Origin of the sequence: Streptomyces sp. NPDC049627 (assembly GCF_044465645.1) — a bacterium.
Classification (GTDB): Bacteria; Actinomycetota; Actinomycetes; order Streptomycetales; family Streptomycetaceae; genus Streptomyces.
The window spans coordinates 475,592-500,639 of sequence record NZ_JBITLW010000002.1 but is presented as its reverse complement, the minus strand read 5'-3'; the positions used below and the strand labels follow the sequence as shown (position 1 = coordinate 500,639).

General features: G+C 72.3%; 26 protein-coding genes. 8 read left to right on the top strand and 18 right to left on the bottom strand.

Annotation, left to right across the window (positions count from 1 at the left end; translation table 11 throughout):
* Positions 1 to 69: 69 nt before the first annotated feature.
* The 3 genes from ACIBU0_RS07270 to ACIBU0_RS07260 form a co-directional block, all read right to left on the bottom strand.
* The gene (locus ACIBU0_RS07270; RefSeq protein WP_398812948.1) at positions 70 to 846 is read right to left on the bottom strand and encodes an Fpg/Nei family DNA glycosylase; all 777 of its coding nucleotides are present in this window, start codon (positions 844 to 846) and stop codon (positions 70 to 72) included.
* A 7-nt stretch (positions 847 to 853) separates the two neighbouring features.
* Positions 854 to 1,705: an MBL fold metallo-hydrolase gene (locus ACIBU0_RS07265; protein ID WP_398812945.1), complete on the bottom strand. Its 852-nt coding sequence runs from the start codon at positions 1,703 to 1,705 to the stop codon at positions 854 to 856.
* A 117-nt stretch (positions 1,706 to 1,822) separates the two neighbouring features.
* Positions 1,823 to 2,287 (bottom strand): MarR family winged helix-turn-helix transcriptional regulator, encoded by a 465-nt coding sequence (locus tag ACIBU0_RS07260; protein WP_398812942.1) that lies wholly within the window; start codon positions 2,285 to 2,287, stop codon positions 1,823 to 1,825.
* 94 nt (positions 2,288 to 2,381) lie between these two features.
* On the opposite strand from ACIBU0_RS07260, the gene ACIBU0_RS07255 reads away from it, so the two are divergent.
* Positions 2,382 to 2,861: an SgcJ/EcaC family oxidoreductase gene (locus tag ACIBU0_RS07255; protein ID WP_398812939.1), complete on the top strand. Its 480-nt coding sequence runs from the start codon at positions 2,382 to 2,384 to the stop codon at positions 2,859 to 2,861.
* Positions 2,862 to 2,905: 44 nt separating this feature from the next.
* On the opposite strand, the gene ACIBU0_RS07250 is transcribed toward ACIBU0_RS07255, so the two are convergent.
* Genes ACIBU0_RS07250 through ACIBU0_RS07240 form a run of 3 tightly spaced genes read right to left on the bottom strand, consistent with a single transcriptional unit; the run spans position 2,906 to position 4,792 of the window.
* A complete protein-coding gene (locus ACIBU0_RS07250) occupies positions 2,906 to 3,466 on the bottom strand; it encodes a CGNR zinc finger domain-containing protein (RefSeq protein WP_398812937.1) in 561 nt (186 codons plus the stop codon).
* Between the two features lie 55 nt (positions 3,467 to 3,521).
* Complete coding sequence (locus ACIBU0_RS07245; RefSeq protein WP_398812934.1) at positions 3,522 to 3,716, bottom strand: hypothetical protein; 195 nt, start codon at positions 3,714 to 3,716, stop codon at positions 3,522 to 3,524.
* 44 nt (positions 3,717 to 3,760) lie between these two features.
* On the bottom strand, positions 3,761 to 4,792 hold the full coding sequence (locus ACIBU0_RS07240; protein WP_398812932.1) for an alpha/beta fold hydrolase: 1,032 nt from the start codon (positions 4,790 to 4,792) through the stop codon (positions 3,761 to 3,763).
* Between the two features lie 211 nt (positions 4,793 to 5,003).
* Between ACIBU0_RS07240 and ACIBU0_RS07235 the strand changes: the two genes are divergently transcribed.
* Positions 5,004 to 5,429, top strand: a complete 426-nt coding sequence (locus tag ACIBU0_RS07235; RefSeq protein WP_398812929.1) for an organic hydroperoxide resistance protein — start codon at positions 5,004 to 5,006, stop codon at positions 5,427 to 5,429.
* A 45-nt stretch (positions 5,430 to 5,474) separates the two neighbouring features.
* Here ACIBU0_RS07235 and uppS read toward each other — a convergent pair whose 3' ends face one another.
* The 4 genes from uppS to ACIBU0_RS07215 all read right to left on the bottom strand — a co-directional run bounded on the left by uppS (position 5,475) and on the right by ACIBU0_RS07215 (position 9,007).
* Positions 5,475 to 7,361 carry a polyprenyl diphosphate synthase gene (uppS, locus tag ACIBU0_RS07230; protein WP_398812927.1) on the bottom strand — a complete coding sequence of 629 codons (1,887 nt, stop codon included), beginning with the start codon at positions 7,359 to 7,361 and terminating at the stop codon, positions 5,475 to 5,477.
* Positions 7,358 to 7,747, bottom strand: a complete 390-nt coding sequence (locus tag ACIBU0_RS07225; protein ID WP_398812924.1) for a DUF6114 domain-containing protein — start codon at positions 7,745 to 7,747, stop codon at positions 7,358 to 7,360. Before ACIBU0_RS07225 ends, uppS begins: the two co-directional genes overlap by 4 nt.
* Positions 7,744 to 8,346, bottom strand: a complete 603-nt coding sequence (locus tag ACIBU0_RS07220) for a DUF6230 family protein (RefSeq protein ID WP_398812921.1) — start codon at positions 8,344 to 8,346, stop codon at positions 7,744 to 7,746. Before ACIBU0_RS07220 ends, ACIBU0_RS07225 begins: the two co-directional genes overlap by 4 nt.
* A 187-nt stretch (positions 8,347 to 8,533) precedes the next feature.
* Positions 8,534 to 9,007, bottom strand: coding sequence for an SRPBCC family protein (locus ACIBU0_RS07215; RefSeq protein WP_398812918.1), 474 nt, complete (start codon positions 9,005 to 9,007; stop codon positions 8,534 to 8,536).
* A 126-nt stretch (positions 9,008 to 9,133) separates the two neighbouring features.
* On the opposite strand from ACIBU0_RS07215, the gene ACIBU0_RS07210 reads away from it, so the two are divergent.
* Together ACIBU0_RS07210 and ACIBU0_RS07205 are read left to right on the top strand one after the other, a co-directional pair.
* On the top strand, positions 9,134 to 10,660 hold the full coding sequence (locus ACIBU0_RS07210; RefSeq protein WP_398812915.1) for an FAD-dependent oxidoreductase: 1,527 nt from the start codon (positions 9,134 to 9,136) through the stop codon (positions 10,658 to 10,660).
* Between the two features lie 136 nt (positions 10,661 to 10,796).
* Complete coding sequence (locus ACIBU0_RS07205; RefSeq protein WP_398812912.1) at positions 10,797 to 10,973, top strand: hypothetical protein; 177 nt, start codon at positions 10,797 to 10,799, stop codon at positions 10,971 to 10,973.
* Between the two features lie 77 nt (positions 10,974 to 11,050).
* Here the strand turns inward: ACIBU0_RS07205 and ACIBU0_RS07200 are convergent, their stop codons facing one another.
* Both ACIBU0_RS07200 and ACIBU0_RS07195 read right to left on the bottom strand, forming a co-directional pair.
* The gene (locus tag ACIBU0_RS07200) at positions 11,051 to 12,043 is read right to left on the bottom strand and encodes an MASE1 domain-containing protein (RefSeq protein ID WP_398812909.1); all 993 of its coding nucleotides are present in this window, start codon (positions 12,041 to 12,043) and stop codon (positions 11,051 to 11,053) included.
* A 5-nt stretch (positions 12,044 to 12,048) separates the two neighbouring features.
* Positions 12,049 to 12,897, bottom strand: a complete 849-nt coding sequence (locus ACIBU0_RS07195) for a PP2C family protein-serine/threonine phosphatase (protein WP_398812907.1) — start codon at positions 12,895 to 12,897, stop codon at positions 12,049 to 12,051.
* 208 nt (positions 12,898 to 13,105) lie between these two features.
* On the opposite strand from ACIBU0_RS07195, the gene ACIBU0_RS07190 reads away from it, so the two are divergent.
* On the top strand, positions 13,106 to 13,657 hold the full coding sequence (locus tag ACIBU0_RS07190; protein WP_398812904.1) for a tellurite resistance TerB family protein: 552 nt from the start codon (positions 13,106 to 13,108) through the stop codon (positions 13,655 to 13,657).
* A 55-nt stretch (positions 13,658 to 13,712) separates the two neighbouring features.
* Here ACIBU0_RS07190 and ACIBU0_RS07185 read toward each other — a convergent pair whose 3' ends face one another.
* Both ACIBU0_RS07185 and ACIBU0_RS07180 read right to left on the bottom strand, forming a co-directional pair.
* Positions 13,713 to 14,927, bottom strand: coding sequence for a sensor histidine kinase (locus ACIBU0_RS07185; RefSeq protein ID WP_398812901.1), 1,215 nt, complete (start codon positions 14,925 to 14,927; stop codon positions 13,713 to 13,715).
* Positions 14,928 to 15,042: 115 nt separating this feature from the next.
* Positions 15,043 to 17,247: an MMPL family transporter gene (locus tag ACIBU0_RS07180; protein WP_398812898.1), complete on the bottom strand. Its 2,205-nt coding sequence runs from the start codon at positions 17,245 to 17,247 to the stop codon at positions 15,043 to 15,045.
* Between the two features lie 257 nt (positions 17,248 to 17,504).
* Here ACIBU0_RS07180 and ACIBU0_RS07175 point away from each other — a divergent pair, with 257 nt between their 5' ends.
* Positions 17,505 to 17,858, top strand: a complete 354-nt coding sequence (locus ACIBU0_RS07175; RefSeq protein ID WP_398812895.1) for a hypothetical protein — start codon at positions 17,505 to 17,507, stop codon at positions 17,856 to 17,858.
* A gap of 167 nt (positions 17,859 to 18,025) precedes the next feature.
* On the opposite strand, the gene ACIBU0_RS07170 is transcribed toward ACIBU0_RS07175, so the two are convergent.
* From ACIBU0_RS07170 to ACIBU0_RS07160, 3 genes are all read right to left on the bottom strand, one after another.
* Complete coding sequence (locus tag ACIBU0_RS07170) at positions 18,026 to 19,273, bottom strand: VWA-like domain-containing protein (protein WP_398813986.1); 1,248 nt, start codon at positions 19,271 to 19,273, stop codon at positions 18,026 to 18,028.
* An 83-nt stretch (positions 19,274 to 19,356) separates the two neighbouring features.
* A complete protein-coding gene (locus tag ACIBU0_RS07165; protein WP_398812892.1) occupies positions 19,357 to 20,595 on the bottom strand; it encodes an AAA family ATPase in 1,239 nt (412 codons plus the stop codon).
* Between the two features lie 138 nt (positions 20,596 to 20,733).
* Positions 20,734 to 22,206 carry a hypothetical protein gene (locus ACIBU0_RS07160; RefSeq protein WP_398812889.1) on the bottom strand — a complete coding sequence of 491 codons (1,473 nt, stop codon included), beginning with the start codon at positions 22,204 to 22,206 and terminating at the stop codon, positions 20,734 to 20,736.
* Between the two features lie 229 nt (positions 22,207 to 22,435).
* On the opposite strand from ACIBU0_RS07160, the gene ACIBU0_RS07155 reads away from it, so the two are divergent.
* The gene (locus ACIBU0_RS07155) at positions 22,436 to 23,401 is read left to right on the top strand and encodes an expansin EXLX1 family cellulose-binding protein (protein ID WP_398812886.1); all 966 of its coding nucleotides are present in this window, start codon (positions 22,436 to 22,438) and stop codon (positions 23,399 to 23,401) included.
* A 10-nt stretch (positions 23,402 to 23,411) separates the two neighbouring features.
* Here ACIBU0_RS07155 and ACIBU0_RS07150 read toward each other — a convergent pair whose 3' ends face one another.
* Positions 23,412 to 24,152, bottom strand: coding sequence for a hypothetical protein (locus ACIBU0_RS07150; RefSeq protein WP_398812884.1), 741 nt, complete (start codon positions 24,150 to 24,152; stop codon positions 23,412 to 23,414).
* 223 nt (positions 24,153 to 24,375) lie between these two features.
* On the opposite strand from ACIBU0_RS07150, the gene ACIBU0_RS07145 reads away from it, so the two are divergent.
* A complete protein-coding gene (locus tag ACIBU0_RS07145) occupies positions 24,376 to 25,044 on the top strand; it encodes an HAD family hydrolase (protein ID WP_398812881.1) in 669 nt (222 codons plus the stop codon).
* Positions 25,045 to 25,048 lie beyond the last annotated feature (4 nt).

Genomic DNA, 25,048 nt, shown 5'->3' with positions numbered 1-25,048 from the left:
GTGACCGCGGAGCGCAAGGTGCGCCGCATACGCGCATACAGGCTGATCCGCCCCCTCGGCCGACCCGCACTACTGACACCGCGGACACCACACCGTGCCCCGGCCCCCCATCCGGGACCGACGCAAGGAAGTACCGCAACGCGGGCAAGCAGGGGCAGGATCGTCGCGATGCCCGGTGAGCCAGGCGTCCCGGGGCGGGACGCAGCCGGCGGTGACCGCGGAGCGCAGGGTGTGGTGCATGTGCGTGTACAGGCGGTGGCGGTCGGCCTCGGTGAGGTCGCTTGCCCGGCGCGTGGGGTGCAGTCCGGCCCGCCACAGGATCTCGTCGGCCAGCAGGTTGCCGAGTCCGGCCAGGACGGACTGGTCGGTGAGGGTCGTTTTGAGGCTGCCGCGGCGTGCCGAGAGCGCGGCCTCGAACTCCTCGCGGCTCACCGCCAGCGCGTCGGGGCCCTGGCGCGCCAGAAGTGCCGCGACCTCCGACTCGTCGTGGGCGAGCCACAGACCCTGCAACTTGCGCTGGTCGCGGAAGCGGAGCTGACGGTCGCGGGCCACGGTGAACAGGACGCGGTCGTGCGCCGCGGGCGCGTCGTCGGGATGAGCGCAGACCAGCCGGCCGGTCATGCCGAAGTGCAGCAGGAGGGTGGGGCCGCCGGTGCGGGCGAGCAGCCACTTCCCGTGCCGCTCCGGCTCGGTGAAACGCCGGCCTTCCAGCGCGTCCCGCAGCTGCCGCGTGCTCACGCCGTGCAGGACGCCGGTGTCGCGCACGTCGACGCGCTGGATGGTCCTGCCCTTCGCGCAGGACGTGAGCACCTCGCGAAACCCCTCGACGTCCGGCAGCTCGGGCATGAGTGCGTCAGGTGGCCGACGGCCGTGGCTGTTCCGGCGGGACCGAGCTCTCGGCGACCGCCATCCACTGGTCGAGGTCGGCCTGCGTGAACTCCGGCCACGGCGGGATCTCGGGCAACCGGCGCAGAAGGTCGTACGCCTCGGCGATCTGCGGCCGGCGGAGCACCGGCGAGTGGCAGCCGGCGATGACCTCGGCGTCCAGCCGCTGGAAGTCGTCCACGACCGCCCCGAACTTCCGGCCGTCCAGCAGCGCGACCCAGGGCGAGACCAGGCGCCCGCCGAAGAGCTGCCCCTCGCGGAACTCGTCCGCCGACAGGTCGGCGATCTCGGCCATGGGGGTGGGCACGTTGGTCGCGAAGGTGTCCACCGACCACAGGACGTGTGTCTTCGGGTCGAAGAGGGAGCGGGTCGTCGGGTTGTCGTACAGCGGCGGCCGCTTGGCGACCAGCGTGCGGTCACCCACGTCCAACCGGTCGCCGTCGATCATGAAGCGGCACCGGTTGACCGGCGTCTCCCACTCCTCGGCCATGCGCCCGATCGAGAACCACGTCGTGAGCAGGGTCGCGTTCGGGCATTCGGCGAGGACCGGTAGCAGGTTGCCGGCGTGGTCGCGGTCGTCGTGGGTGAGGAAGATCCACCGCACGTCCAGCGGATCCACCACGGACCACGCGGCCTCCAGCCACTGCGACCGCACCGCCGGCGCCCCCGTGTCGACCAGCACCGGCTCGGCTCCCCGGATCACCATCGAGTTCATCGGGAAGTGACCGACCGGCGGGGCCTCAAGGGCCCACGGGATGACGAACGTCTCCTCCGCGATCCGGTACGGCTGGAGAAGACTGAAGGTTTCCATCGTGGTCATCGCTGCTCTCCCTGGTACGGGTCGGGTCGCAGCGCCTGTCCCTCCAGTCCAGCCCCGGGGCACGTCCGCGTCAAACGCAGGGCAGGCCCGCCCCGGGCCGGTGTCTCTCACCCGCCGTCAGCGGCCGTCCGCCGTGCCGCGCAGTTCGTCGGCGGCGTCGTGGTAGGCCCGGGTGGCCCGGGTGAAGTAGTCGAAGAGGACGTCGAGTTGGTCCGGCGTGTAACCGCCGAGGATCTCGCCGATCCGCTGCCGCGCCGGAGCCATGGCGCGGTCCAGTTCGGCGGGTTGGCCGACCGGTTCCACGATGACCTTGCGCCGGTCCTTGGGGTCGGGGGCGCGACGGACGTAGCCGGCCTGTTCCAGCCTGTCGATCAAGCGGGTGGTCGGACCGGTCGTCAGACCTGTGCGTTCGGCCAGTTCGCCGGGGGACATGGCCCCGGACAGCTGAAGGATGTTCAGCGCGTACAGGTCGGTGGCGCCGAGGTCGCAGGCACGGGCACTGGCGTGTCCGTGCAGCAGCACGGCGCTCAGGTAGCGGCGGTAGACCTCGCTCGCATCGGATCGCGCGGACGGCGTTGACACAGTCCCTTTCCACTCCCTAATCTCTTCTTCAACGCAGAGAAATCTTCTCGGCAGATACTTCTCCTGTGAAGCTACCATGAAGGGGCGTGAAGTGATGACCCACAAGACCGGCACCCCGCTCGACCCCGCACGTACAAGCGACGTCGCCGCGATCCAGGCCCTCCTCGCGGAAAGCCGCGCGGCATGGAACCGCGGCGACGGAGCCGCGTACGGCAGGTGCTTCACCGCCGATGCGACCGACGTGACCTACGTCGGCACCGTCTACCGCGGCGGCCAGGAGATCGGCGGCGCCCATGGGGCGCTCTTCGCCGGCTTCCTCAAGGGCACGGAGCTGACCCTCGACATCACCGACCTCCGCTTCTACGGCCCCGACACCGCCGTCGTCGTCACCCGCGGCGACGTCGGCAAGGGCAGGCCGCGGCGGCTGGGCAAGGTCGCCACGTACACGGTCGTCCGCGAGCCCGGGACCGGCTGGCGGATCGCCGCCGTGCAGAAGACCCGGCACAAGCGCCTGATGGAGGCCGTCTCCTTCCGGCTCCAGCCCGCCACCCGCCCCGCGACGCGGTTCGACTGACGGACGGCACGGTGTCGCGCGGCACAGCCTCGCAGGGAGCCGGGTCAGTGGGCCGCCGCGGGCGACGTCTTCTTGCGGGCCCGGTACGCGGCTGCCTTGATCTTGTTGCCGCAGGACTCCATCCCGCACCACTGCCGGCGCATGCCCCGCGAGCGGTCGATGTAGGTGCGGGTGCACTCCGGGTTGCCGCACTCCTTGAGCAGGGGCACGTCCGGCCCGCTCAACAGCTCGATGGCGTGGCGCGCCACCATGGAGAGGGCTTCTTCCGGGGTCGCCTGCGTCCATCGCCCCGACGGAGTGAGCTGCGGGACCGCCGGCGGTTTGCGGGCCGCGTTGTTGACCACGGTCAGGGCCGCCCCGTCGTACGCCTCCCCGAGGCGACGGGCGGTGACCAGCCGGTAGACGGCCTCGCGTACGGTCGTCGCCTGCTCGACGTCGGCCTCCTGACACGGGGAGACAGCGTCGACGAGGCCGGATTCCACATACCATGCGCTCAGCCTGTCCGGCGTCGCGAACATCTCGAAGCGCACGGTACGGCGCGCTCGGAGCGTGGCGGCGAAGTCGAGTGCCGGGTTTCCACAGACGAAGACATGGTCGAGGTTCATGTCACCATTCTGACCGGTGACTGCGGCACCCGGCAAGAATCCTCACCGCACCGGCTCAGAGTCCCAGGTCGGCGGCGAGGCAGGAGAAGGACGTCCAGGACCTCTCGGGGTCGTAGGCGTACCGCGCCGGGTCGGGCACCGTGGCGGACTTCTCCTCGATCATGTCCTCTTGGCGGATACGTTCGGGCAGCGTGCCGAACCGCGCCCGGCGCGCCGCCGCTCCACTGTCCGCTGTGTCCTGAAGCTCCATGGTCGCACTCCTTCGTTTCCGTGGATCACCTGTCAAGCAGGTGATCAGAGATGGTCCACGTCGATGACGGCCCGGGCGAAGTCGGCGGGTGCCTCCTGAGGCAGGTTGTGGCCGATCCCCGTCAGGGTTCGGTGCTCGTACGGGCCCGTGAACCTGTCCCGGTACGAGGAGCCGTCGCCCGGAGCGGTGAAGGGATCGCGCTCGGGGTCGAGGGTGAGGGTGGGCACGCCGATCGTCGGGCGGGTGGCGAGCCGCTTCTCGAGTCCGTCGTAGCGGCGCTCGCCGTCGGCGAGGCTCAGCCGCCAGCGGTAGTTGTGGAGGACGATCGCCGCGTAGTCGGGGTTGTCGAAGGCCGCCGCGGTGCGCTCGAAGGTGGCGTCGTCGAAGTCCCACGTCGGGGAGACCGTGTCCCAGACGAGCCTGGCCAGGTCCTTGCGCAGGCCCGTGTCCTCCAGGGCGAGCCGGCCCCGCTCGGTGGCGAAGTAGTACTGGTACCACCAGGCGTGTTCGGCCGCGGGCGGCAGCGGCTTCAGGTTGGCCTCCCGGTTGGTGACGAGGTATCCGCTCACCGAGACGAGGGCCTTGCAGCGCTCGGGCCAGAGGGCGGCGACGATGTCGGCGGTGCGTGAGCCCCAGTCGAAGCCGGCCAGCACGGCCTTCTCGATCTTCAGGGCGTCCATCAGGGCGATGACGTCGAGGGCGATGGCCGACTGCTGGGCGTTGCGGAACGTTCGGTCGGAGAGGAAGCGCGTCGTGCCGTGGCCGCGCAGATACGGGACGATCACCCGGTAGCCCTCCCCGGCCAGCAACGGGGCGACATCGACGTAGCTGTGGATGTCGTACGGCCATCCATGCAGGCAGATGACCACGGGGCCGTGAGCGGGGCCCAGTTCGGCATAGCCGACGTCCAGCAGGCCCGCCCTGATCTGCTTCAGCCGCGGGAAGCCGGTGCGCCCACCGGAACCGCCCGTGGATACGGCCGGTTCCGCGGACGCACTCCGCGGGCCGCGCACTGAGACCACGGCGGCGCCCGCACCCACGCCCAGGACCTTGCCGAAGCCACGCCTGTTGATCATGTGAACCCCTCCATGCGACCGCTCATCATCTGGCGTCACCAGTTAAACCAGTGACTACTCTTTGAGTCAACCGCCAGCGCGAGGACGCACTTGAGGAATCCAAGAACAAAGTCACCGTCTTGACCGGTTACGCGAGAGCTGCAACCATCCAGTCACCACTTGAACAGGTGACGCAAACGGCGTCCTGAAAAACCTCAAAGGGAGAGAAGTCATGGCAGTCAGCTACACCGCCGTCGTGAACGTCGACGGAGAGGGCCGCAACGGCGGCCGCGTCCGGTCCGAGGACGGACTGCTGCAGACCACCCTGGCCATCCCGAAGGAGCTGGGCGGCGCCGGCAACGCCACCAACCCCGAGCAGTTGTTCGCGGCCGGCTGGGCGGCCTGCTTCCTGGGTGCCGTGCGCCGTGCCGCCGCCGAGCGCAAGGTCCGCCCGGCCAGCACCGCCATCACCGCCGAGATCACCCTCAACCACGGCGACGACGGCGAGTTCGGCCTGGCTGCCGTTCTCCACCTGGAACTCGGCGGCGTCGACCAGGAGACCGCCACTGAACTGGGCGCCGCCGCCCACCGGATCTGCCCCTACTCCAAGGCGACGCGGGGCAACATACCGGTGACCGTCAACGCCACCGCCGTCTGAGGAAACCCGCCGGCGTCGCGGGACGGCAGGCTGTTGATGCGTCGGCTACCGTCCCGGGCTCTGGGCGGGGACGCGGGGGACGGAACCGTAGCGGCGGGTGCGGCGGGCGTACTGTTCGAGCGCGTTCCACAGGTCGCGGCGGTCCACCTCGGGCCAGGGGGTGTCCAGGAACAGCAGCTCGGCATAAGTGGACTGCCAGGGAAGGAAGTTGGAGGTCCGCTGGTCGCCGCCGGTGCGGAGCAGCAGGTCGACGTCAGGCAGTTCCGGGACGTGCAGACAGCGGGCGAAGGCGTGCTCGGAGACCGCGCCGGGGTCGATCCTCCCGGCGGCCGCCTCCTGCGCGAGGTGCGCCGCGGCTGCCGTGATCTCGGCACGGCCCCCGTAGTTCACGCACATGGTGAGGGTCAGTGCGGTGCGGTCGCGGGTGGTCCGCTCCGCCTCGGCGAGTGTCTCGATCACGTCGGCGGGCAGACGGGAGCGCACCCCGGCCCAGCGCACCCGGACGTCCAGCGGCTGGGGGTCGTTCGTGATCCGGCGCAGGAGGGAGGGGATCTCGTACATCAGCGCGTGGAGTTCGTCGGCGGGGCGCTTCCAGTTCTCGGTCGAGAACGCGTACACGGTCAGATACTTCAGGCCGATCTCCAGGGCGCCGTGGACGACGTCGATCAGGGCTTCGGCGCCCGCCCGGTGGCCGTCGGTGCGGGGCAGGCCGCGGGCGGTGGCCCAGCGGCCGTTGCCGTCCATGACGATCGCGACGTGGCGTGGCATCGCCTCGGCGGGCAGCCGGGGCGGGCGGGCACCGGACGAGTGGGGGGTCGGCGGGACGGTCGGGCGCCGCTCGGCGGCGAGTCGGCGCACTTCAGCGGCCATGCCGAGTCCTTCGGGTGCGTCAGGTGCGTCGGATGCATCGGATGCGTCGGCCGGTGCCGGCGGCGGACACGGCCGTACGGGGAACGGGAACAGGGCCCAGGCCAGCGCCGCCCGTGCCCGCGCGGGCAGCAGCACGCGCAGCCGGGCGCTCCGCGGCAGGGCCGGGCGGCGCTCCAGCAGCGCGGCGGGGGCGTCGGCCACGGCCGCGAGCCGCAGCCGGTACAGGTCCGTGTAGGCGCCGAGCGCGATACCGACCGCCGGGTGCAGCACGGGAGGCACCGGTGTCCGGTCCAGCCAGCCGCGCGCCCGGTCGGCCAGGCGGCGCACCAGTTCCTCGAAGGCCGGGGTGCTGCGCCGGTCCAGCAGGTCCGCGCGGAGTACTCCGGTCTCGTCCAGGGCCTCCTGTGGCAGCGGTACATGGCCGCGGGCCAGGTCCTCGGAGAGGTCGACGAGGGCGTCCGTGAGGTAGACGGCGTCGACCGCCGTCTGCCACGCCACCGCCGCGTCCGGTACGCCCGCGGCGATCGCCTCCGGCTCGGCGGACAGGCCCGCGACCCGCAGCAGCAGCGAGCCCGTGCGCAGCACGAACGGCGTGTTGACCAGGCCGCTGTAGCGCCGCCACTCCTGCCACGTGGCGAACCGGCGCCCGTGGAGGTCCTGGCGCAACTGCTCGAAGAGGGTGTGCATGAACCCCGGCGGCAGGTTCCAGGTGAGCATGGTGTGGATCAGTGCCTGCCGTACCGGGTCGGTGCCGCGACCGTCGCGCAGGTCGGCGTCGAACGCCGAGATCCACGCCTCAAGCCGCTCGGCACGTCCGGTGCCCGTCGTGTGCGGCGGTTCCGCCGAGTCCGCCAGGTCGTCCACCGTCCCGAGGGCGCCGTACAGCGCCCAGGTGGCGGTCCGCAGTGGTGGTGGCAGCAGCAGCGAGACGGCGTACTCGATCTCGCCCGTGACGCGTGCGACCCGGCGGCACGCCTCGTAACCGCGGCGCAGGGCCGGGTCGTGGATGCCGCTGCGGCCGTAGACGCCGACGGGGTGCAGGACGGGAGACCTCACGTTCATGCCCCCTCTCGGGCCGAGGGCGCGGGCTGTGGGACCCAGGCCAGGGTCAGCGCGCTGCCGACGGCCGTGAGCAGGAAGCCGAGGAGCAGCCCGCCGAGATTGGCGGCGACCAGGCTGACCAGGGACAGTACGGCGGCCAGGGCGCCGGAGAAGTAGCGCAGGGCCGGGGTCTGCCACGTCGTCACGCCGGCGACGACGAACAGGGCACCGAGGGCCCACGAGGCGGCGCCCGCCGTACCGGTGAACCGCAGGAACCCGAGCCCCGCCCACGAGACGCAGATCAGCTCCAGCCCGCCGAGCCCGAGCAGCAGCCCCGCCGCGAAGGGACGGTCCCGGCGCCATGCCCGCCATACCTGCCATCCGGACCTCGGACCGGGGCGGCTCATCGGTCCGCCCCCGGCTCGCAGCCGCCCTCGCCCCCGCGCAGGTCGACGGTGACGCCCCGGGAGGTGATCGTCCCGGCCGTGAAGGCATGCGGCTGCGTGGTCACCCTGCTGCCGCTGACCTTCTCGGCGCCGACGGTGAACAGGCCCGTGGGCCGCTCCAGGGACACGCGCGGGGTGTCGAACCTCGCGCCGGAGAGCTTCACCGTCCCGGCCGTCGCCTTGCCCGCCTCCACCGTCAGCCCGGTGGCGGACGCCCGCTCGATCCGTACGACGGCCGTCACCGCGCCGACGACCGGCAGCTGCGCCGTGGAGGTCACGCAGGCGTCCTCCACGGTGGCCCGCTCCATCCGCGTGGCCAGCGCGGGCAGCACCCCGCCGCGCCCGGAAGCACCCGGGGAGGCCGACACCCCCGTCCCGGACACCCGCGCGGCATGCACCGTGACGGGCACCTCCCCCGCGAACGCCACGGATACGGCCCCTGCGGCACTCCCGGCCAGCAGGACGGAAGCCCCCACGAACAGGGGCGCAAGAGCCAGGGCGAACCGCAGTCGGCTCGTCCGCCCGGCACGGGTCGTCGCTGGGACGGTCTTCTCGGTCACGCCCGGCCCAACGAGCTCCCCGGGCCGAAGTACCGCCCACCTCACCATCGGCTGATACGACAGTGCGGTCGGTTGCCGCGGCGGGAGCCGGCCGGACATGCTTCCGGACATGCTTCCGGCCGGTCCCACGAGGATGCGGGACCGGCCGGAATGGTTCCTCCTGTCGGCGGGTGCGCGCGGGGAACCGTCAGAGGGTGGTGCCGGGGTCCCCCGGCCGGATGCGTCCGCGCCAGCCGCCGCTGCCGCTGCCGCTCTCGACGTAGTCCTTGAAGCGGCGCAGGTCTCCCTTCACCCGCCGGTCGATCACGCCCAGCGCGTCCGCGCCCTTCTCGGCGACACCGGTCGGCTCGACGTCCATCGTGAGCTCCACCCGGGTGTGTGTGTCGTCCAGCCGCTCGAACCGGACCGAGCCGCGCTGCTCGGTGTCACCGCCGATGGAACGCCAGGTGATCCGGTCGTCCGGCATCTGGTCGACGATCTCCGTGTCGAACTCGCGCCGCACGCCGCCGATGCTGGTGGTCCAGTGGTTGTGCCGGTCGTCGAGCTGCGTGACCTGGTCGACGCCTTCCATGAAGTTCGGGAAGTCCTCGAACTGGGTCCACTGGTCGTACGCCCTGCGGAGGGGGACCTCCACCTCGACCGTTTCCTTGACCGTGCTCATTGATCCCTCCTGGTCCGCTGTCTTGCCGGAGCCGGGCCGCGGTGGGCGTACACCGGCCGCCGGCGCGTGTACCGAGCCCCGGGTACCCGTCCGCGTGTCACCTCACCATGAGGGAACTCGGCGGCCATGAACGCTGAGACAGAACTCCGCAGCTCCTACTGGCTGGAATCCGCGCCACCCGGCGAACCCGCTCCCCCGCCGGCCGGCGACCTCACCGTCGACGTCGCCGTGGTCGGCGGCGGCATCGCGGGGCTCAGCACCGCCTGGGAACTGGTGCGGCAGGGACGCGAGGTGGCCGTCCTGGAGGCGGGGCGCCTCGCCGCGGGCGTCACCGGCCACACGACGGCCAAACTCACCGCCCAGCACACCCTGATCTACGACCGCCTGCGCCGCACCCGCGGACCGGAGGGCGCCCGGCTGTACGCGTACTCGCAGACCGCCGCCATCCGGCATGCCGCCGGGATCGTGCAGGAGCTGGGCATCGACTGCGACTGGGAGGAGGCGTCGGCGTTCACGTACGCCGAGAAACCGCGGCACGTCCGGGAACTGCGGGCCGAGGCGGATGCGGCACGCGAGGCCGGTCTGCCCGCCGAGTTCGTCACGGAGACGGAACTGCCCTTCCCGGTCGCCGGTGCGGTCCGGGTGACCGGGCAGGCCCAGTTCCATCCCCGGAAGTACCTGCTGGCACTCGCGGACGACCTGCGCCGACGGGGCGGCTCGGTGTACGAGGGCACACGGGTCGTCGGCCTCACCGAGGGCGAACCCTGCGTGCTGTCGACCGACGCCGGGGTGTCGGTGCGCGCCCGCGACGTCGTGATCGCCACGCACTACCCCGTCTTCGACCGCGCCCTGCTCTTCACCCGGCTGTCCCCGCGCCGCGAGCTGGTCGTGGCCGCGCCCATCGACGCGGGGCAGGCGCCGCGCGACATGTACATCACCCCGGAACAGAACACGCGCTCGCTGCGTACGGCGCCCCTCGGCGACGGCAAACGCCTGCTGATCGTCACCGGGGAGCACTTCACGCCCGGCACCGCCGACGTCGAGGAACGGTTCGGCCGGCTGGCCGCCTGGGCCGGCGCCTGCTTCCCCGGGCTGACGTTCACCCACCGATGGGCCACCCAGGACAACGACTCCACCGACACCGTCCCGCTCGTCGGGCCGCTCCACCCGGGCAGCCGGCACACCTATGTGGCGACCGGGTTCGGCGGCTGGGGACTGAGCGGCGGCATCATGGCGGGCCGCCTGATCAGCGACCTCGTCAGCGGGCGGAAGGTCGAGTGGAGCGGCCTGTACGATCCCCGCCGCCTGGCCTCCGTGGTCCGCGAGGGAGGGGCGTTCCTCAAGCACCAGGCCCAGGTGGCCCGGCACTTCGTCGGCGACCGGATCCCGCCGCTGACCGGGCCCGCGCCGGGGGAGATCGCCCCGGGCGACGGCGCCGTGGTGCGGATGGGCGGCGGGCAGTGGGCGATTCACTGCGACGAGGACGGCCGGCTCCAGGCGGTCTCGGCCCGCTGCACCCACCTCGGCTGCATCGTGGCCTTCAACCGTGCGGAACAGGCGTGGGAGTGCCCGTGCCACGGCTCCCGGTTCGCCCCCGACGGCCGGGTTCTGCAGGGCCCCGCGGTGCGGCCGTTGAAGAAACGCGAGCTGTGACCGGCACGATGGGTGCGCGGCGCGGCCACTGAGCAGCACGGCGTTTGACCATCACGGCTGCGGGAACCCGTCGACGCATGATCGTTGGCCCGCAGAGGCCGAGAGGTTCTGACGCAGAGAGAGAAGTTGAGGCGTCGTGATCGCGCGCACTGCCGACAAGAAGGTCCTGAAGGTACGCGAGACCGGTTGGACGAAGGCCCGCCACCTGCGCGGCAAGACCATCCGTACCTGCCTCCCCGCGGTGGAGGACACCGGTTCCCCGCGCTCGGCCCACAAGAGCGCCGAGTGGAACATCGTCCGGGGCGAGGACTGAGGGCGCCGTCGCGGCGCCGGAGCAGTCGTGAAAGCACGCGTCGTCAACTGCATCTTCAAGCTGAACCCGCTGTGGCTTCACGGGCGCTGCCCCTTCCGGGAGGCGCGCCCCGTCGTCCGGGGCGGCGGCCAGTGGTCGAGGGTCTCCTCCGGTGCGAGCCGGGTCAGCGCCTCCGTCAGGCGCTCGCAGACCCTCTCGATCTCGTTGAGGGTGTGGTTGCGCTCGGCGATGACCGCCGAGAGCAGCAGGGCGGTCAGGGACACGGTGCCGTTGAAGGCCTGGAGGATGACCATCTGGGCGAGGAGATCGTGGCCGGAGAAGGGGCCCGAGCCCCTGGCCCCCGCGAGGATCGTGATCACGGAGGCGATCAGCACGCAGGGTGCGGCGCCCGCCAGCTGGAAGCGGAAGGCCGCCCAGATCAGGAAGGGGACGACGAGGAAGAGCAGATTGATCGAGGTGTGGGTGGCCACGACGGAGACCGCCGCCGTACCGCTCAGCAGGGCCATCGCCTCGGCCCAGCGCAGGGCGGGCACCCCCCGCGGCCAGCGGGCCTCGCGCGCCGTCAGCAGGAGCGGCGCTACGACCAGGACACCCATCGCGTCGCCCGTCCACCACACCGACCAGGTCGGCCAGAAGTCGGGGCCCGTCAGCGCCCCGGAGGCCACCAGCACCCCGGTGCCGACGGTCGCGCTGACCACCATCCCGATCAGTGCCCCGAGGAAGACCAGCGCCAGGGCGTCCTGGAGCCGGTCCAGAGCGATACGGAAGCCCACGCGCCGCAGCAGAAGGCAGGCGAACACCGGGGCGAGCGTGTTGCCGGCGGTGATGGCGAGCACGGGAAGGACCGACGGGCCGAGGGTCACGTTCACCAGGAACGCGCCGAGCGCGACGGCCGGCCACATCCGCAGGCCCCACAGCAGCAGGACGACGAGGGCGATGCCGGTGGGCGGCCAGAACGGTGTGACCTGCCCCCGCACCAGTTCCTGCTGCAGCCCGACCTTCCCGGTGACGTAGTAGGCGGCCACGACGGCAGCGAGCCGCAGCCCCTCGGCGGCGTACCGCCGACGCATGCCGCTCACCCTTCACCCTGCTGCTGCCGCTGCCCCTGGAGCCCTCCGTACCGGAGGACGAGGACCGCGGCGTCGTCGCTGTGGCCGGTGTGGTCCGCCACCTCGATGATCCGCGCGGCCAGCCGGTCCGGGTCGCTGAGGCAGGAGCGGCCGGTCAGCTCGGCCACCCGCGCGAGCCCTTCCTCGATCGGATAGCTGGGGCCTTCCACCAACCCGTCGGTGAGCAGCACGAACGCGCCCACGTCCGTCAGCGACCGTACGGTCGACGGGTAGCTCTCGCCGGCCTGGATGCCCAGCGGCAGGCCGCCTTCGTTCAGCACGATGTCGCAGCGGCCGTCGGCCGTCGCCCAGACGGCGGGCACGTGCCCGGCGCGGGCGTCGGCGAGCTCGCTCGTGACCGGGTCGAAGCGCAGGAAGGAGCAGGTCACGAAGAGGCCGGAGTCCATGGCGACGAGCAGGTCGTTGGTCCGGCTGAGCACCTCCGCCGGGTCGGTGGTGGCGATGGCGACGGCCCGCAGACAGGTGCGCACCTGCCCCATGAGGGCCGCGGCCTCGACATCGTGCCCCTGCACGTCCCCGATCACGAAACCCACCGAGCCGTCCGGCATCCCGAAGCCGTCGTACCAGTCCCCTCCGATGTCCAGCCCGGCCCGCGCGGGCGCGTACCGTCCCGCCGCCTGCAGCCAGGGCAGCACCGGCAGCTCGGCGGCGAGAACCTGGCGCTGCAGCGCGGCGGCCAGCTCCACGCGGGCCTGCTGGAACTTGATCCGGTCCAGTATCCGGCCGGTCAGATCCCCGAGCGTCTGGAGCAGGTCTCCGGTGCCACCGGGCGGGGCGGTGCGGCGGTGAGCCATGGCATCACCTTCCGGGTTCCGTCCGAGTTACGCCATTTATGACGTTTTTACGGTACCCCTGCGCCCCGCCCGCGCCCCCTGCACGGCTCCCGCACGCCGGCGCCCCGGCGGGCCGGGAACTTCGGCGGGCCGGGGGGAGTTGGCAGGACGACGCGCAGAACGCACGCGGGCGACCGGAACGACACGGGCTCAAGCCGAGGTGGCACGGATGGCGATGTGGGATCGGATCAAGGACCAGGCCAAGGGTCTGCAGCAGCAGGCGCAGGGCATGCGGGGCGCGGGCGGACACGGCCGGCCGGGTTCGGGGTCCTCGGGGGGATCGCGGGCGCAGCTGGTGAACACGCTCAAGTCCCAGCTCACCTCTCTGAAGACGGAGCTGAAGAGCGGCGCCTACCGGGACGCGAGCATGGCGATGTGCGCCCTGGTGGCCGCCGCCGACGGGCAGGTGGACCCGGCCGAGCGGCAGCATGTGGAGTCGCTGATCCTGAACAACGACGTGCTGCAGAACTTCCCGTCCGAACAGCTGCGCCAGCGCTTCAACAAGCACGTCGACCAGCTGGCGTACAACTTCCAGCAGGGCAAGCAGGAGGCCCTGCAGGAAATCGCCAAGGCGGCCAAGAAGCCGACGGAGGCCAGGGCGGTCGTCCAGACCGGCTTCGTCGTCGCGGGCGCCGACGGATACGTCGCCCCGGCCGAGGAGCAGGTCCTGCGCGAGGCGTGCTCCGTACTCGGCCTGTCCCCCCAGGAGTTCGGTCTCTGACGCCTCAGGCGCACGGACACCGTCCCGTACTACGGCGATTGGAGGGGCTCCAGTACTAGGGCGACTGGAGGGGCAGCGTGGTGGCGACCTCGAAGCCGCCCTCGGGCCGGTGGCCGGCGCACAGCTCGCCACCGATGGAGCGGGCGCGTTCGCGCATGCCCATGACGCCGAAGCCCCGGCCCTCCAGGGCCCCGGAAGCCGCGGGGGCCGCCGCACCGTCGTTGCTGACGGTGATCGTCAGACGGGAGCCGTCGTACGCGAACCGGACGTGCGCGGCCTGGGTGGCGGCATGCTTGGTGACGTTGGTCAGCGCCTCCTGGACGATCCGGTACGCGGTCAGGTCGACGCCCGGTGACAGGGGCTGCGGCTCCCCTTCGGTGGTCACCGTGACCTTGAGCCCGGCGGACGCGCACGCCGAGACCAGTTCGGGCAGGCGGGCGAGCCCCGGCGCCGGTTCCAGGGGCGTCGAGTCCGGATCGCCGCTGTGCCGCAGCAGCCCCAGCGTGGCCTTCAGCTCGCGCAGCGCGGAGGACGTGGTGCCGGTCAGGTCCGTGAGGATGGCCTTCGTCTGCTCCGGACTGGTGAGCGCCAGATGCGCGGCGGTACCGGCCTGGGCGTTGGCCAGCGCGAGGTGGTGGGCGACGACGTCGTGCAGCTCACGGGCGATCCGCATGCGCTCCTCGGTGACGCGCAGCCGCGCCTCCTCCTCCCGGGTGCGCTCGGCGTGCTCGGCACGGGCCTGCACGGACGCCAGGTAGGCGCGCCGCAGCTGGGTCATCTTGCCGGCGGCGAGGGGCAGCAGCAGCCAGAAGAACGGGCCGATCGTCCTGAGCAGCAGGGAGAGGTGCTCCATGGAGTCGGAGAACACGGCCGCGAGCATCACGGCCACCATGGTGGTGAGGCCGTAGGCGCGGGTCGTCCTCCGGTCGCCGGCGGTGGCCAGCCAGTAGAGCGCCGCCATGATCGGGGCCAGCAGCAGGGGGGTGACCAGATAGCCCAGCGCGACCGCGATCACCGTGCAGACCGCGGTGACGACGACGGCGGTGCGCGGGTGGGTGCGGTGTTTCAGCAGAGCGAGGCACGCGACGCCCATGAGGATGACGCCGGCCTTGTCCTGGTCCGGTGGCTCGGCGCCGGGCAGGGTGAGCGAACTGCCGAGGGTCGCGCAGCCCAGCAGCGGCAGGATCAGCGCCAGGTCGACGACGAAGGGGTGACGGGCCGCGAACTCTTCGAGGCGATCCGCGTAGCGCCGCTCCGGGCTGGTGCTCATCGTGCTCTCCGGTCGGTGGGCTCGGGTCCATGGTGGACATCTGCGGTGCGAACGGCCGACGGGACCGCCCGTGTCCTTCGTCACGAGCGGTCCCTGGGGGGCCTGGGCGAGTGGCTCAGATGCGCGCCACTTCCAGGTCGGCGGGTACGGAGTCCGGGGTGTCGGACCGCCCGCCGAGCGCCTCGCCCTCCACATCCACGCGCGGCAGGACCCGGTCCAGCCACTTCGGCAGCCACCAGGCCTTGTCGCCGAGCAGGGCCAGCACGGCCGGCACGATCGCCATCCGTACGACGAAGGCGTCGAACAGGACGGCGGAGGCCAGCCCGAACCCGATCATCTTGATCATGGAGTCGCTCTCGCCGATGAACCCGGCGAAGACCGCGACCATGATCAGAGCGGCCGCCACGACGACGCGGGCGCTGTGCCGGAAGCCGGACGTGACCGCCGCACGGGCCGGCTCCCCGTGGACGTACGCCTCCCGCATCCGCGAGACGAGGAAGACCTCGTAGTCCATGGCGAGCCCGAAGACGATGCCCACCAGGAAGATCGGCATCAGGCTCATGATCGGCCCGGTCTGCTCCACGCCCAGCAGTCCGGCGCCGTGCCCCTGCTGGAAGACCACGACGACCGCGCCGAGGGAGGCCAGCACCGACAGCAGGAAGCCGGCGGCCGCCTTGAGCGGGACGAGCAGGGACCGGAAGACCACCAGCAGCAGTACGACCGCGAGGCCCACCACGACGATCAGATACGGCACCAGCGCGGCCTGCACCTTGTCGGCGATGTCGATGTTCAGCGCGGTGGTGCCGGTGACCTCGAAGGTCGCCCCGGTCTCCGTCTCGATCCCGGGACGCTCGTCCCGGATGGTGGTCACCAGGTCCTTGGTCCTCTCGTCGGTCGGGGCGGTGGACGGCACGACGGAGAGGACGGCGGTGTCACCGGCTGGGTTGAAGCGCGCCGGGGAGACGGACACGACTCCCTTCGTCCCACCGAGCTCCTCGGCGACGGACGTGACCGCGCCCTTCGGGTCCGCGGTGCCCTTGACGTCCACGACGACGGTCAGCGGCCCGTTGAAGCCCGGCCCGAAGGCCTCGGCGAGCGCGTCGTAGGCCCGCCGCTCGGTGGTGGAGGTCGACTTGGCCTCGTCGCCGGGCATGCCCAGCTGCAGCTGGGTCATCGGCACGGCGAGCGCGCCCAGGCCCAGGACGCCGAGCAGCAGCACGGGCACGGGCCGGCGCAGCACGAACCGCGCCCAGCGCGTACCGCCGTTGTCGTCACCGGCCTCCTCCATACGGCCGCTCTTGCGGGCCCGCCGCGGCAGCACGGCGTTCGGCCAGAAGCCGAGGAACGCCGGGACCAGGGTCAGCGCGATCAGTACGGCGACGACGACCGCGCCGGCCGCGGCCAGACCCATCTTGGTGAGCATCGGGATGCCCACGACGGAGAGCCCCGCGAGGGCGATCACGACGGTGAGCCCGGCGAAGACGACCGCGGAGCCGGCCGTACCGACGGCGAGAGCGGTCGCTTCCTGCGGTGTACGGCCCTTGGCGCGCTCCTCCCGGTACCGCGAGACGACGAACAGGGCGTAGTCGATCCCGACCGCGAGGCCCAGCATCATCGCGAGGGTGCCGGTCGTCGTGGACAGCCCGAGGGCCTCGGACAGGGCGAGGATGGTCGCCATGCTGACGCCGACACCGACGATCGCGGTCAGCAGCGGCAGCCCGGCGGCAGCGAGGGAACCGAAGGTGACGAGCAGGACGACGGCGGCGATCGCGACGCCGATCACCTCGGCCGCCCCGCCCGGGCCGCCTCCTTCGCCCATCGCGGAGCCGCCGGCCTCGACGGTCAGTCCGGAGTCGCGGGCGTCGTCGAGGGCCTTCTCCAGCTGCGCCTTGCCGGCGTCGGTGAGGTCGTTGGCACCGACCTTGTAGGTGACGGTCGCATACGCCGTCGTACCGTCCTTGCTGACCGCCCCGGCCCGGAACGGGTCGACGGCGGACGCCACCTGCGAGCCGCCGCCCAGCTCGGCCACGGCCTCCTCGACGGCCCGTTTGTTCTCGGTGGCGGTCACCTTCTCACCGCCCGGCGCGACGAAGACGACCCGCGCGGTCGCGCCGTCGGCCGTCGCCCCCGGGAAGCGCTCCTCCATCAGGTCGAACGCCTTCTGGGACTCGATGCCCGGCATGGAGAACCCCTCGTCGGAGGCTCCCGGAGCCTTGAGGGCACCCAGCCCGACGGCGGCGAGCACGGCCGCCCAGACCAGGGCGACGTACCAGCGCCGCCGGAAGGCCAGACGGCCCACTCGATACAGGAAAGTAGCCACTACAGGGGTCTCCACATCTGGGACTCGAACGTGCGCCCAGGCTGTCGGGAGCGGGGGTGCCGTGTCGTCGTGCGGCTGCCGACATTCGCCCCTACTGAGAACGCAGTACGGACCGGGCCGAAAGGTCAGCCGTGGGAACTACGCGGGCCTTGAAAGACCCAACGGATTGCGCAGTTCGACCGAATGGGATGCAACAACCTGTCCGATCAGCAGCATTGAGGGGGGGAGGACGACGTCCGGGAGGAACGAGGAGCAGCGTGGACAAGCACCAGCGCCAGTGGCTGATCGCCGAGGTCCAGGCCGAACGGGAGCGGCTGCTGCCGCTCCGCGCGGAGGCGACGCGGACCACGATCGAAATGGTGAGGAAGAGCGCGGCGAACGTCTCGGAACCCGACCTCGTGCCCTACCTGAACCTGGCCTACCTCTTGGGCGTCAAGCGCGGCCTGGGCGAGGACGAACTGCTGGCCTTCGCGCTGTCGCTGGCGAACTGGGCGGTCGCGGCGATCGCCGACCTCGCGACCTGCACCGACCGGACCGTGGAACAGGTCGTCGACATGTACGAGACCGCGCTCATGGCCGCCGCTGAAGAAGCCGACGAAGAACCGACCTGACCCGGTCCGTCGGGGGCGCCAGGGCGATGGGGCCGCCGGGTTCGGGCGAAGGTCGAGAACCTGGGGAGGCCCTCCGAGGCGCCGCGTCGGACGGGGAGCAATCCGTCGGGATCGACAGCTCGGCGTTCCCGCTCTCCTCGGCGGCGACCTCAACGGCTGCCGGCGCCCTACCCGATCTCCACCACTCGCGCCCACGCCGGCGGCAGATCCGGCACGTAGTCGGGATCGTCCTCATCCACCGAGCTCGACCCCGCCGCCCGGGCGAAGAGCCCCACGACCGTCCGGCACGGCGGACGCGTGCTCGGCCATGGGGTCTGGCCGTCCGTCAGGGCGACGACGACATCGGGGCGGGGCCGTGCTCCCAGCGCCCTGGCGAAGCCGGCGCGCAGATCCGTGCCGCCGCCTCCGACCAACGGAATCCCCTCGGTACGGCACAGCCGGTGCACACCCCCGGCCGCCGCGTCGCACGGCACGACGCTGACCAGGTCGCGCCGCCCTCCGACGGCCCGGGAGATCGCGGCGACCTCCAGCAGCGCGCTGCCCAGTTCGGCGTCGCTGACCGAGCCGGAGGTGTCGATGACGACGCAGACCCGGGGCGGCCGGCGCCGCAGGCTCGGCAGGACGGCGCCGGGCACGGAAGCCGAGCGGCGCGAGGGGCGGCCGTACGTGTAGTCCTCGCCGGCACCCGGGCCGCACACCGCCGAACGGACCGCCGCGCCCAGCAACTCCCGCCACGGCTGCGGCGGATGAAAGACCTCCTCCGCCCACCGCTGCCACCCCGCCGTCGCGTCGCCCGGCCGCCCGGTGATGCCCTGCGCCACCCGGAACCGGACGGCGTCCCGTTCCTGCGCGCTGAGCCCGTGCGCGCCGTCCGCCCCCAGGTCCCACTCCCGCTCCAGCCCGTCGGCCCCGCTTCCGCAGTCCAGCCAGGCCAGGTCCTGCGTACGCGGCCCGAGCCGGAACTGACGCAGATAGTCCTCCATCAGCTCGCCCTCCTGCAGCATCAAGGTCCGCGGCAGGACGGCCCCCTCGGGCTGCGCCAGCCCGTCGCCGTACACGTCGTCGTTGATCTCGCAGTCCGCGGCGATGTTCATCCGCAGCCGTTCCCCCGGTCCGGTCAGCCCGCGCTCGCGCGCCACCCGGTCACTGCGCCCGTGGTGGTCGCGCAGCAGATGCGACACCTCGTGCACCCACACCCCGGCCAGCTCCTCCACCGGCGTACCGTCCACGAACGCGGGCGAGACATAGCACCGCCAGTGCCGGTCGACGGCCATCGTCGGCACCCGCCGCGACTCCACGACGTGCAGGGCGAACAGGGCGGTCGCCAGGTAGGGCCGGACGCGGGCGGCGTGCAGCCGGGCGGCGAAGAGCTTGTCGCGGTCGAGCGCCGCGGCCCGGGCAGGTGCTCGGCGCATGCCTCGTGCTTCCCCGGCCGTGCCGGTCGTGCCGATCGTGTCGGCCGTGCCGATCGTGTCGGCCGTGCCGGGTGCGCCCCCGCTCACAGGCCGGCCTTCCCGGCGATCGCCGCCGTCCGGTCCGCCGCGTGATCCGCTCGCCGGGACAGGGACACGACTCCGGCGAGCTGCTCGATCGACGGCGGCACGTCCCAGTCCTCCTGGCGGAGCGAGGCGAGCGTGGAGGCGGGGACGACGAGGTCCGGCGCCCCGGTCTCCACCGCCCGCACCAGCAGCGCCCAGGCCGCGTCCCAACGGGACTTCCCGGGACGCGCCCGCACCGCCTCGACCACCCCGTCGAGCGCGGCCTGCCGCAGATCCCCCCGCTCGGGCAGCACGGCACCGGCCGGATCGGCGAGCAGCAGCTCGGGGTCCGGCAGGTCCATCCGGTCCACGCTCGCCAGCAGCTCCAGCCCGGGACCGTCCCCCACCGTGCCCCTGACCAGCAGCGAGAGCACCTCCCGCGAGGAACCGGCGGCGGTCGCGAAGGCGATCAGACGCTGCGTCATCTCCCAGCTGCGGGGAGAGGGCCACGCACCACCCCGCCGCGTCTCGCTGCTGGGCAGCCGGTGCACGAGACCCGGCCGCCCGGCGAGCAGCCCGCCGACCGCGCGCCGGGCGAAGTCCACGGCCTCCGGCAGCTTGTGCGGGTCCAGCCGCGGCAGGGTCGCCCGCGGCCAGGTCCCGCCGAGTCCCCGTACGACGACCTCGTGGTCGTGGGCCCACTGCAGATGCACGAACCGGTTGGCCAGCGGCGCGCTCAGCTCCCAGCCGTCGGCCGCCGAGGACCGGGGGTTGGCGGCGGCCACGATCCGTACGCCCGGCGGCAGCCGCAGCGCACCGACCCGCCGCTCCAGCACCAGCCGCAACAGCGCGGCCTGCACGGCCGGCGGCGCGGTGGACAACTCGTCCAGGAACAACAGCCCCCGCCCGGCCTTCACCAGCCGTACGGCCCAGTCCGGCGGCGCCATCGGTACGCCCTGCTCGGCCGGATCGTCCCCGACGACGGGCAGCCCGGAGAAGTCGGACGGCTCGTGCACGCTGGCGATCACCGTGGTCAGCGGCAGCTCCAGGGCGGCGGCGAGCTGGGTGAGAGCAGCGGTCTTGCCGATACCGGGCTCACCCCACAGGAGGACGGGCAGGTCGGCGGCGACGGCCAGGGTCAGGGCCTCCAGTTGGGTGTCGGGGCGGGGTTCGGTGGTGGTGTCGGCGAGGAGGGCCAACAGGTCGGCGGCGACGTCGAGTTGGGTGGCGGGGAGGTCAGGGGCGAGGTGTGTGGGCATGTGTGATCACCTTTGGGTACGAGGGTGTGGTGGGCGGCGAGGGCAGGGTGGACGGCGAGGGCGTGGTGGACGGCGAAGGTGCGGGGAACACTGGTCAGGCCGGCTCAGACCAGGCCGGTCAGGCCAGACCGGCTCAGGTCAGTCGAAGGTCGCGTGCCGTCTGCGTGAGCGCCGGTCGCGAGGGCGGCGGCGGTCCGGAGCGCCGAGTTCGCGTCCGGAGCGGGGGCCGGGCCCCGGTTCGGTCAGGCCCGCTCTGAACAGCCCGTACACGATCCGCCGCTCGGCCGCCGCGGCCAGCTCGTCCCGCAGCGCACCGTGGCGCAGCACGGCATCCGGGCCCAACAGCCCCTCCACGACGGCCAGTGCACCGGCGATGTCGCCGTGGCCGAGGCGTTCGCGCACATCGGGCAGGCAGTCCGGACGCCGGTGCGCCTCGTCGATGACCCGCAGGCACGGGAGCGGCGTTCCGGTCAGGGCGGCCAGCAGCTCCTCCCGCCGGATCTCGGCCGGGTCGTGGTCCAACGGCGCCAGGACGCCGTCGACGAAACCGATCCGGTGCCGTGCTCCCCGGCACTCGACGAGACGTGGCTGTCCTGCCGGTTCCCGGGTCGGGGTCGCGAACGGCCGCGGCGGCGGCGCATGATCGGGTACGAGGGCGGAGGCGACCAGCGGATGCAGCCGATCGGCGTCGATGAGCCCGAGCCGGAGCAGCTCCAGGTCGGGCAGCACCCAGGTCGCCGCGTCGGGCAGGACGGGCAGCTCGGAGGCACGGCCCTTGGCGGAGTCCGCGAGCCGCAGTACGGGCGACCCACGCCTGCCGTCGCCCCGCCCCTGCCCGCCCGCTTCCCCCTCCGCGGGCACCTCCAGAACCAGCCGATCCCGTCCCCCCAACCGCACGAGCACGGCCCCACTGGACCGGCCCTCGGCGCGCAGCAGTATCCGCGCCTCGTCCGCCCACCGGTCAACGGCACAGCGGCGCCCGTAGGGCAGAGCCACATCGGCGGGGAGGTCGCCGGGACCTTTCCCGGACCTGACCCGCAGCTCGCCCGCCCTGCGGGCATCCCACAGGTGACGGTGCAGATCGAGACGGAACCGCCGGTTGGGCCGGGGATGCGGATGCCGGCAGCCACGGCCCCCGGGCCCGAATCCAGGTCCGGACGCGGCCCCGGTCCTGGTCCCGGCCCCGGACCCGCCCCACAGCGCGAGGCTGATCCGCTGACCGGCATCGGCCCACGCCGGCGGAGTCCGCACCACGAGATACAGCGGCCGTCTGCCGCCCCGCCCCCCGCGGTCGTACCGGGCCAGAGCGAGGGTCAGCCCCGGCCGCAGCAGTCCGTCGGGGGCGATCCGTGGCATGTGCCAGCGCAGCAGGTCGGGAGCGAGATGCCGTAGATCGGCCCGGACCAGATCGGCGATTTCCCGGCCGTGATCACGCGCCACGGACCGCAGATGGAGATCGACGTCGAAACCCGAGGCGGCACACGCCCCCGCCCAGTCCCCCGCCAGCCGGCGGGCGGTCGCGGTCTCGATCATGGAGGCCGGCACGGCGAACTCGCGCACGCGCGGCCAGAAGGAAAGCGGAGTGTCTCCGTTCGCGAACTGAGTGAGCATCAGCACTCACCTTGCGCGGACGGGACCCCCAATCTGTCAACAGAATGAGTCGTCATCGCGGGCGAGCGTAACGCCGCCCGCTCGCGACCGCCAGGCATTTTTCTCCGCGCTCCACCCGGCAACCTTTCCGCCTCCCGCGGCCACTGACATGCGTGAGGCCCCCTGCGGGCGCCGGGAGCCTCGCAGGAACACCTGCCCCGCTTCCGCCGAACCACATAAGGACTCACCCGTGGCATCCCGCTCCCACCGCCGGTCCCCGCGCAAGTGGCACACGGCCGTCGTCCCCGCCGCGGTCGTGACGGCCGTCGCACTCGCCGCGGCGCTGCTCCTGGCTCTACGTCCCGATGCGCCGACGACGGCCGGCCATGCGGGCCCGACGCCCGCGGCCGACACACGGTCGACGTCCCAGCGGACGACACCGAGCCCTTCTCCGTCTCCGACGCGGAAGCCGAAGCGCACCGAGACGGCCACCCCCAAGGCAACTCCTGCCACGAAGACGCCACGTCCGGGTGCGGACCCCGCAAAGGCAGGCCCCCCGGCCGCGACGGCTCCCCGGCCGGCGTCGGGCGCGGCTCCCCTGGCGGGACGGATCCGCCCCGGCGTCACCTACGACGGGGTCGCCACCTTCTACGACGTCGGCAACGGCGACGGAGCCTGCCTGTACGGCCCGACCGACGACGTCATGACGGCGGCGATGAACCACACGGACTACGAGACCTCCAAGGCGTGCGGTGCGTACATACGCGTCCGCGCGGCAACCGGCGCCTCCGTGACGGTCCGCATCACCAACGAGTGCCCGCTCCCCTGCGCCCCCGGCCAACTCGACCTGAGCGCCGCGGCCTTCGCCAAGCTGGCAGTCCCCTCGACCGGGCGCATCCCCATCACCTGGACCCTGCTGAGCCCCGGCACGTCCGACACGATCTCGATCCGGTACAAGACCGGCTCCAGCCGCTACTGGTGCGGCATCCAGGTGGTGGGGCACCGGAATCCGGTGGCACGGCTGGAGGTTCGGGACGGGAGCGGGTGGCGTCAGCTGCCGCGTACTGACTACAACTACTTCCTCTCCGAGCAGGGGAGGGGCTGCGGCGGGGCGATCAGGGTCACCGACATCTATGGGCAGGCGCTGACGGTGGACGGAATCCCTGTCCGCCCGAATGTGCTGCAACCGACGGGGAGGCAGTTCGCGGCGCACTGAGCGGGGCGCATCAGTTGCCACTGGTACCAGCACTGGTACTAGCACTAGTACTAGTACTGGCATCGTCATCGTCATCGTCGTCCAAGTCCCCGCGGAGGGCGGCGAGGACGAAGGCCACCATGGAGGCCAGGAAGAGCAGCGCGAGCGGCCCCCAGATCGCCGGAATCGCCCACAGCGGCCAGTCGTTGGCCGCCTGGGCCCAGAGCGTCAGGATGGCCGCGCCGCCGATGCCGACGCCGTGCCACCGCACGACGGCCGCTGCCTTCGCATGACGCCGCCTGCCCGGCGCGAAGAGCGGCCACAGCCCCCCGACAAGGGCGATCAGCCCGAACGACAGACAGGCGAGCGCGCCGCCGAGCCGGTCCTCGGGCCACCCCACGGGTCCCGAGGACGTCTGCTGCCGCCGCCCGTCGGCGTCCCGGACCTCGACGACCTCCCCGTGCCAGATGAGGCCGACGACCTTGTCGCCAGGCGCCATCTCCGACACCACCGGACGCCTCTGCGGGAACGTCACGTCCCACGACTTGCCGGACGGCAGCACCAACTCGGCTTCCGGGGACTCGCGTCGTTCACGACGGTGCGTATCGACTTTCCGAACGCTGAACTCCTGCTCCCACAGACACCCCGACGCCTCCACGGGGACGGAGGCACACGCGGGCGCGGCCCGGAACTCCCGCTCCCGCTCCAGCGCTCCACGCACCTGGAAGGCCATCGCGACCCCCACGACGAGCACCACGACAGCGACCAGCACCCATGCCAGGGTCCCCCTGACTTCACGCCCCACCGACCCCACAGCGCCCCCATCCGTCCCGCGAGTCCCCCTCATACACGTGCGGACGAGCCCTGAGGTTCCCCACTGTGGCGGCGCGCTCGGGACCGGTCCCGCGACCGACTCGTCCAGAGCGGCGAACACCCCCAGGAGCACGCGCGTGACCGCCCCGGTGTCTTCCTGATCCAGCTGGCACGATGGACGCGTGACCAGTCAACCTGGGCGGCCGGGCCGCACGAAGTACGTACTGTTCGACGTCGACGGCACGTTGATCGACGCGGTGAGCAACCAGCGCCGAGTCTGGAAGACCTGGGCGGAGCGCTACGGCCTGGATGCGGACGAGGTCTACCAGGTGGCCCTGCGGACGCGCCCGATGGAGACGTTCGCGCACGTCGCCGCGGACCGCGACCCGCACGAGTGCCTGACCACGCTCCACGAACTGGAGGACGACGATGTCCGGTCCGGCGTCTACACGGCCTTCGACGGCGCATCGGAGCTGCTGCACGCCCTGACACCCGGCGCCTGGGCACTGGTCACCTCGAACTACGAACACCGCGTACGCGGCCGCTTCCAGCGGACGGGCCTGCCGATGCCGGACCTGATCGTGGACGCGGCCTCGGTCAAGGAGGGCAAGCCCTCTCCCGTGCCCTATCTGCAGGCCGCTGCCCGGCTGGGCGCCGCCCCTGAAGACTGCCTGGTCATCGAGGACGCCCCCTCAGGCGTGCAGTCCGGCCTCGACGCCGGGATGACGGTATGGGGCGTGAACGCCACGGTCCCGGTGGAGGGCGTACACCGCCACTTCGCCAGCCTGCGCGAGGCAGCCCCGCACATCCTGGCCTTCACGTCCGGGGCGTGCGGGGAGACCGCGGCCTGAGCCC

Excerpts from the sequence above, each read along its gene's own strand:
- ACIBU0_RS07200 (WP_398812909.1), bottom strand. The coding sequence starts at position 12,043 with ATGCGTCGGCGGTACGCCGCCGAGGGGCTGCGGCTCGCTGCCGTCGTG.
- ACIBU0_RS07170 (WP_398813986.1), bottom strand. The coding sequence starts at position 19,273 with ATGCGCCGAGCACCTGCCCGGGCCGCGGCGCTCGACCGCGACAAGCTC.
- ACIBU0_RS07240 (WP_398812932.1), bottom strand. The coding sequence starts at position 4,792 with ATGATCAACAGGCGTGGCTTCGGCAAGGTCCTGGGCGTGGGTGCGGGC.
- ACIBU0_RS07215 (WP_398812918.1), bottom strand. The coding sequence starts at position 9,007 with ATGAGCACGGTCAAGGAAACGGTCGAGGTGGAGGTCCCCCTCCGCAGG.
- uppS (WP_398812927.1), bottom strand. The coding sequence starts at position 7,361 with ATGAACGTGAGGTCTCCCGTCCTGCACCCCGTCGGCGTCTACGGCCGC.
- ACIBU0_RS07270 (WP_398812948.1), bottom strand. The coding sequence starts at position 846 with ATGCCCGAGCTGCCGGACGTCGAGGGGTTTCGCGAGGTGCTCACGTCC.
- ACIBU0_RS07160 (WP_398812889.1), bottom strand. The coding sequence starts at position 22,206 with ATGCTCACTCAGTTCGCGAACGGAGACACTCCGCTTTCCTTCTGGCCG.
- ACIBU0_RS07185 (WP_398812901.1), bottom strand. The coding sequence starts at position 14,927 with ATGAGCACCAGCCCGGAGCGGCGCTACGCGGATCGCCTCGAAGAGTTC.
- ACIBU0_RS07165 (WP_398812892.1), bottom strand. The coding sequence starts at position 20,595 with ATGCCCACACACCTCGCCCCTGACCTCCCCGCCACCCAACTCGACGTC.
- ACIBU0_RS07245 (WP_398812934.1), bottom strand. The coding sequence starts at position 3,716 with ATGGAGCTTCAGGACACAGCGGACAGTGGAGCGGCGGCGCGCCGGGCG.
- ACIBU0_RS07225 (WP_398812924.1), bottom strand. The coding sequence starts at position 7,747 with ATGAGCCGCCCCGGTCCGAGGTCCGGATGGCAGGTATGGCGGGCATGG.
- ACIBU0_RS07250 (WP_398812937.1), bottom strand. The coding sequence starts at position 3,466 with ATGAACCTCGACCATGTCTTCGTCTGTGGAAACCCGGCACTCGACTTC.
- ACIBU0_RS07195 (WP_398812907.1), bottom strand. The coding sequence starts at position 12,897 with ATGGCTCACCGCCGCACCGCCCCGCCCGGTGGCACCGGAGACCTGCTC.
- ACIBU0_RS07255 (WP_398812939.1), top strand. The coding sequence starts at position 2,382 with ATGACCCACAAGACCGGCACCCCGCTCGACCCCGCACGTACAAGCGAC.
- ACIBU0_RS07190 (WP_398812904.1), top strand. The coding sequence starts at position 13,106 with ATGGCGATGTGGGATCGGATCAAGGACCAGGCCAAGGGTCTGCAGCAG.
- ACIBU0_RS07210 (WP_398812915.1), top strand. The coding sequence starts at position 9,134 with ATGAACGCTGAGACAGAACTCCGCAGCTCCTACTGGCTGGAATCCGCG.
- ACIBU0_RS07235 (WP_398812929.1), top strand. The coding sequence starts at position 5,004 with ATGGCAGTCAGCTACACCGCCGTCGTGAACGTCGACGGAGAGGGCCGC.
- ACIBU0_RS07265 (WP_398812945.1), bottom strand. The coding sequence starts at position 1,705 with ATGACCACGATGGAAACCTTCAGTCTTCTCCAGCCGTACCGGATCGCG.